The organism is Roseburia faecis, assembly GCF_001406815.1.
GTDB lineage: Bacteria > Bacillota > Clostridia > Lachnospirales > Lachnospiraceae > Roseburia > Roseburia faecis.
Map to the genome: position 1 here is coordinate 102,187 of NZ_CVRR01000004.1, position 6,232 is coordinate 108,418.

A 6,232-nucleotide genomic window follows, 5' to 3' on the forward strand; every position below is an offset into this window, starting at 1 on the left:
CCCTCTCTATGTTCCGGATTTAAAGTTGACATTTCCTCCATTTTAACAGCAATGCTGAATTTGTGATTACAAGCACTGAGCCGGCATTATGTACCAATGCACCTATGACCGGATCAAGAGTGCCTGTGATTGCCAGAATGATAGCTATGAAATTAAGTCCCATGGAAAATGACATATTAATCTTTATTGTAGTCATCATTCGCTTGGAAAGTGCCAGTAAATGTGGCAATTCCTTTACCTCATCATCCACCAGGGCAATGTCTGCCGCATCCACAGCAATATCACTTCCTACACCGCCCATAGCAATGCCGACATCAGCCGCCTTTAAGGCTGGTGCATCGTTGATTCCATCCCCGATCATACAGACAGCTTCCTGTCTGTTCTGATATTCATTTATGTATTTTAACTTATCCTCCGGCAGACAGTTTGCTTGAATTTCGGAAATACCAAGCTGTCTTGCAATGGAAGCAGCCGCTTTTTCATTATCACCGGTAAGAAGTACCGGCTGTACATTTAATGCTTTTAATACCTTTATTGTACCAACACTCTCACTTCGTATCGTATCAGACAATACAACATAACCAATGAAAAGGCTGTCCAAAGATATGTAGATCATGGTACATCCCCGGTTAATAAATTCTTCCGCCTGTGTTGTCATTTGCTGTGGAAACGTTATGTTATTTTCATTCAACATAGCCCTATTTCCAGCAAGAACATGATAGCCTTCCACCTTTGCTGCCACACCTCTGCCCGGTATCATTTTAAAATCTTCTTTATTGTGTCAGGCACCATTGTTTTTAGGGACAAACAGGGTATCCTCCACGACTCCTAACTTGGACATAGCCAAACCTCCTGTTTTGACACATTACTTTCTGCCGACAAGCAGCCGGGAAGACTCCAGCATCATCATGGCAGCCCGACGGTGGGAGCCAAAAGCTTCCTCCTTCTTTACGCAAGTTTCCAATTCTGGCTTTCTGTCTGCAGTTTTACCATATGGGCATATACACCATTCTTTTCTTCCAGATCCTTTGGTGATCCTTCTTCTGCCACGGTGCCATCAGAAAGGACAACGATCTTATCCGCTCCGGCTACGGTACGCATTCTGTGGGCGATAACCAGAACCGTTTTATCTGCGATCAGACGAGAAAGGGCTGTCTGTATCAGAGTTTCATTTTCCACATCCAGGGAAGCAGTCGCTTCATCCAAAAGAATGATCGGCGCATTTTTCAGAAATGCACGGGCAATAGAGATACGCTGGCGCTCTCCGCCGGATAGTTCACAGCCATTTTCTCCGATATTGGTATGCCATCCATCCGGCAGTTTTTCCGCAAATTCATCCACATTGGCAAGTTTCGCAGCCGCAATGACCTGTTCATCTGTGGCGTCTTTGTTTCCAATTCGGATATTCTCCAGAATCGTATTGTCAAACAGTGTGACATCCTGGAATACGATGGAATACAGAGAAAGCAGTGTTTCCGGGTCTATTCGGGATACATCCATACCTCCCACGGTAATCTTTCCTCTGTTAATATCCCAGAACCTTGCAGCCAGCCGGGATACGGTTGTTTTCCCGCCGCCAGATGGGCCGACCAAAGCCGTAACCTCTCCCTGTTTTGCCGTAAAGGAAACATCTTTCAATACGGTTTCTCCGGTATTGTAGGCAAACCCAACATGGTCAAAGACAATATCATACCCCTGATTGGAAAGCCTATCACTGCCCTGCTGGATGGGATGATCGAGAATTTCATTCATACGGGCAATGTTGGTTCGTGTACTGATGACTGCCGCAAGATTCTGGAGTTCGCCCTGCAGAGGGTCATACAAACGGGATACTACCAGAAGGAACATAAAGAATGTAAGCACGGAGAGGCTTCCTTGCATGAGTAGAACAACTCCCACCAGTGCAACCGTTGCAATACCAAGCTTCAGCACCAGTGACGCGGAAACCACAAAAGCAGCAAGACCAAATTCATTGAGGATGGAACGATGCTCCACAGCACGGATCTTCTTTTCCAGCCCTTTTAAATATGCCTGCTCCGCATTATTTGCTTTCAGGTCACGTACCGTTTCAATACACTCCTGTATCCCGTCTGCGCAGGCCATCTTTACATCCATGGCTTTCTGATTCAGATTTTCCTGAATCTTTGCGGAAAATCCCACAATCGCAAAGGCAACCGGCAGAACCCATAAGGCAGCCAGCGCCATTCTCCAGTCCGTAAAGAGCAGACCGATGGAAATCAGAATCGTAGAAATGATTGAACCTGCAAGCTCAGGGATAAAATGTGAAAAACTCTGCTCCAGGAAGGTGCAGTCCGCCATAATGGTACTGGTAAGATCGGCTAAATCCTTTTTCCCGAAAAAAGAAAGGGGGATTTTGCGCAGATGCTCTGCCAGAGTAATACGGCGGATGCCGCTTTCTTTGTAAGTGGCAAAATAGGTCGCATTATATTGAAAGAAAGTGGCCAACAGAATCAGGCCGATACACACCACGCAGCCTGCCACATAAAATGGAATTTTCCCACCGGGAACACCCCCGTTCATCAGATCGCTGACTAGGTAATATAAAAGTCCTACCGGGAACATAAAAGACAGATTCTGAAGGACACAGGCCAGGCAGCCTTTGATCAGGTCTTTTGCTCCCTGTTCAGACAGGGCATATTTTTTCTGCAGTTTTTTGATCATATCACTGCACCTCCTTTGTTACCTTCCATTGCACGGAAGTCTGGTAATTTTTCCACATACGGCTGAAAATGCCGTCTTTTGCAAGCAATTCACGGCTGTTGCCGCACTCGGCAACCTGTCCGTTGCAAATGACAAAAATCTGATCCACATTTGTTACGGTAGAAAGCCTGTGGGCAATCATAATCACCGTCTTTCCCTCGGAAAGTCTTGAAAAAGCAGCCTGTACACGGCTTTCGTTATCCGGGTCAGCAAAGGCAGTGGCTTCATCCAGAATGATGATCGGTGCATTTTTCAGCATTACACGGGCAATGGCAATTCGCTGCTGCTCGCCGCCGGAAAGATATACACCCTTTGTACCAATGACCGTATCCACACCCTGTGGGAGTTTTTCCAGAATATCATCGCATTGTGCGTGATGAAGGGCAGCCAGAACTTCCTCACGGGTAGCTTCCGGTTTTCCCATACGCACATTTTCCAGAATGGATGCCTTGATCAGACGGCTGTTCTGAAATACGAAAGACACTGTATTCATGAGTTCCTCTTTCGGGATGTCTTTCACATTGACACCACCGATTTTTACCATTCCGCTCTGTGGATCAAAGAATCGGGAAATCAGGTTGGCAAGGGTTGTTTTCCCACCGCCGGATGGGCCTACAAAAGCTACCGTCTGTCCTGCAGGAATGGTGAGTGAAATATCTTTTAATACTTCTTTTTCTCCATCATAGCTGAAATGAATCGATTTCAGTTCCACAGAAGCATTTTGCGGGTGCATTGGGTGTTTGGTTTTCTCCAGAGGCTTCAAATGCAAAACGCTGTCAATTCTCTGTAAAGCGTCATCTACGATCATGGCATTTTCACTTTGGAACATGATGCGTGTCAGTGTAACAGAAATAACCGGTGTAATGATAATATAGAAAATGAGATCCAGTAAGAAACTGGAAGTCACACCCTCTTGCGTAAGCAACAGTCCTCCGGCGATCAGTGTGGCAAAAACTCCGTTAATTGCAGCTGTATAGAACATCATCGGTGTCCGAAGCTGCTTGGTATAAGCAATCACCCATATTTTATACCGGTCAATGGAGTCTTTAAACTTCTTAAAGGAAAAGATCGTCTGGCCAAAGGTTTTTACCACCGGAATCCCGCGGACATACTCTACCGCTTCATTGGACATATCATCCAGCGCATTCTGGTATTCTTTCATCTTTTCCTGCATCTGCTTTCCGGTCATTGCCATCATGATCAGAAACCCCAGCACAACCGGAACAAGGCTCAATAGTCCCAGTCTCCAGTCAAACACGAACAACAGCACCAAAAGACCGCAGGGGGTTGCAATGGCATTGGCTCTGTCGGGAAGCTGATGGGCGAGATAGGTTTCGGTGGCTGCGCTGGATTCGTTGACAATCTTGCGCAGTTTTCCGCTGCCAAAACTCTCGGCAAACCCAAGAGGCAACTTAACAATATGCTCCATGGTCTGGATACGCAGGTTTGTGGCAATACGAAATGCTCCCAAATGGGAACACATCAGCCCTGCTATGTAGACAAGCACCGCTATAACTGCAAACAATACTGCCATCCAGCCATTACCGGTCAGGCTCTGTGCCTGGCAAAAATTCGGTGCCACCTCCAATACTTCCTTGATCATTTTCCAGATGTAATAGAATGGCACCAGAGCAATCAGGGCACTGATGGCAGAAAGCACCCAGGAAGCATAGGTCAGGTACTTATGGCTGCCTGCAATTTCCAGCAGGCGTGATAAATTAGATTTTTTTTTCAAAAAAAATTCCTCCTTTTCTTTGTGTCTATGATAAAGAGAACACGTCTATGTTCTTACAATATCCAAATTTAGGTTAGCTGTAGCTAACTGTCAAACAAAAATTATAAGGCATTACTGCCCCATAATTTTCATCCATCCTGCTGTATAAAAGGCGCGCATTTCTTTAACGTAGTTTTCGGCATCTTTTAGCGGCATTTCGTGGATGATCAATTCAAAAAAAGTATGAAACATTCCGGTGATCAGAATATGCTCCAGCGAAGGATCGATATGCGGAGAGGACCGTCCAAGCTGCCTTAAGACATCCTGATAGGCATGCGTCCCATCTACCTCAATCTCCACCATTTCATCAATTAGCCCGGCAAATTTTGTCCCTTCCGAACAGCAGAGGATCAGTTTACATTCCTCTAAATGTTCGTACGCATAATAGAGAATATCGTACATGCAGATTCCCGAAATATCACTCATGACTTCCGGCTGCTGGGCAGCTGGTAGTTCGGCGAACTCCTGCTGTGCCTTTATAAAACGGTTACGAATATATTCATAATGTTCACCAACGATGGCTTCAAAAAGTTCTTCTTTGCTTTTGTAATATCCGTAAAAGGCTCCGGTAGTCATTCCCACGGATTTCACAATATTCCGCAGGGAAGCGTCTTTATATCCTTTTTCTAAAAATTCCGCTTTCGCTGCCCGGTGGATATTTTCTAAAGTCGTTCCATTTCCGTTTATTTTGCACACCTCCTATATAACAGTGCTATATAACACTGTTATAATTTTAATCTCTAAAAATGATTTTGTCAAGAGCAACAAGAAATAGTTGCATAAAAACAGTAATCCAAACATCCTTCTGCACTTTATTACTGATAAAATTTTTAAATACTGGTTTTGACAAAAGTTTTATTTTTTCTAAAATGATAAGCAGGGCGGAGTTTGTTCTCACACCCTGCTTTGTGATTATCATGAATTATTCAAAGATCTTCTTCACTTTTTCTTTCAGCCTGTCCACGCGCCTGTAAATCGCCTTTTCGGTAATCTTCAGATACCTGGCGATTTCATGAGTGCTGTACCCCTGGATCTTCATCAGAACGATCTGCAGGGTAAGCCTGTCCACTGTAATCAGTACATGATACAATTCCTGATTCTCAATATGATCCAGAAAGTCCTGTACTGTTTTCGGTTCTGCCTGATCTGTGGATGCTGCTACGGTATCCAGATATGTACCTGTCTCCTGCACACGCTCATAATAGCGTCTGTCTGAATTAAATGCCCGACGGTCATAGAGACGGATTGCTTCAATCGTATCTTCGGCAACACCGCTGTCTCTTAAAATCTTTTCTTCTTTCTCTTTCCAGAGCTTCCATTTGCGCTCTGCTTTTCCATGGTTATATGCCATTTCCCTTACCTCCAATCTGATTTGTTTGAACATTCAGATTGGAAAGGGCGGAGAACGGCAGCCGATTCATTTATGTTTTCAATCGTTATGATTGTAATGTCAACACTTATGGGAAGCATTATGTAGCATCATAACCGTTTAAGCTTCACGGATTAAGGTTATTATCCGTTCCATCCAGCTGGGTGCCACTGTAGATTATGCAATTCTGTTTACTGAACGGTATAAAGAAAACAGACAGACGATTACCTCCATCTACAAGTATCGATTTTCTCAATTCTCAAAACTGGAATTTATATAATTATTCCTCTAACTTTCCCCATTTTATAGGCTTTCCCGCCTGTCCATTAGTGAAATGATATGTAGTTTCCCTTATTTTTGCCCTTATG

Annotated in this window: 6 protein-coding genes; all 6 read right to left on the reverse strand. The window is 44.4% G+C overall.

Annotation, left to right across the window (positions count from 1 at the left end; genetic code table 11):
* Nucleotides 1-19 precede the first annotated feature (19 nt).
* Nucleotides 20-760 (reverse strand): heavy metal translocating P-type ATPase, encoded by a 741-nt coding sequence (locus M72_RS00975; RefSeq protein WP_055066851.1) that lies wholly within the window; start codon nt 758-760, stop codon nt 20-22.
* A gap of 188 nt (nt 761-948) precedes the next feature.
* Nucleotides 949-2,682: an ABC transporter ATP-binding protein gene (locus tag M72_RS00980; protein WP_055066852.1), complete on the reverse strand. Its 1,734-nt coding sequence runs from the start codon at nt 2,680-2,682 to the stop codon at nt 949-951.
* 1 nt (nt 2,683) lies between these two features.
* Nucleotides 2,684-4,456 carry an ABC transporter ATP-binding protein gene (locus tag M72_RS00985; protein WP_055066853.1) on the reverse strand — a complete coding sequence of 591 codons (1,773 nt, stop codon included), beginning with the start codon at nt 4,454-4,456 and terminating at the stop codon, nt 2,684-2,686.
* Nucleotides 4,457-4,567: 111 nt separating this feature from the next.
* Nucleotides 4,568-5,191, reverse strand: a complete 624-nt coding sequence (locus M72_RS00990) for a TetR/AcrR family transcriptional regulator (protein ID WP_055066854.1) — start codon at nt 5,189-5,191, stop codon at nt 4,568-4,570.
* Nucleotides 5,192-5,228: 37 nt separating this feature from the next.
* A complete protein-coding gene (locus tag M72_RS17285) occupies nt 5,229-5,414 on the reverse strand; it encodes a hypothetical protein (protein WP_055066855.1) in 186 nt (61 codons plus the stop codon).
* 3 nt (nt 5,415-5,417) lie between these two features.
* Nucleotides 5,418-5,846 carry an RNA polymerase sigma factor gene (locus M72_RS01000; RefSeq protein ID WP_055066856.1) on the reverse strand — a complete coding sequence of 143 codons (429 nt, stop codon included), beginning with the start codon at nt 5,844-5,846 and terminating at the stop codon, nt 5,418-5,420.
* Nucleotides 5,847-6,232 lie beyond the last annotated feature (386 nt).

Coding starts and splice junctions, on each gene's coding strand:
- M72_RS00980 (WP_055066852.1), bottom strand. CDS start 2,682: ATGATCAAAAAACTGCAGAAAAAATATGCCCTGTCTGAACAGGGAGCA.
- M72_RS00975 (WP_055066851.1), bottom strand. CDS start 760: ATGATACCGGGCAGAGGTGTGGCAGCAAAGGTGGAAGGCTATCATGTT.
- M72_RS17285 (WP_055066855.1), bottom strand. CDS start 5,414: ATGATAATCACAAAGCAGGGTGTGAGAACAAACTCCGCCCTGCTTATC.
- M72_RS01000 (WP_055066856.1), bottom strand. CDS start 5,846: ATGGCATATAACCATGGAAAAGCAGAGCGCAAATGGAAGCTCTGGAAA.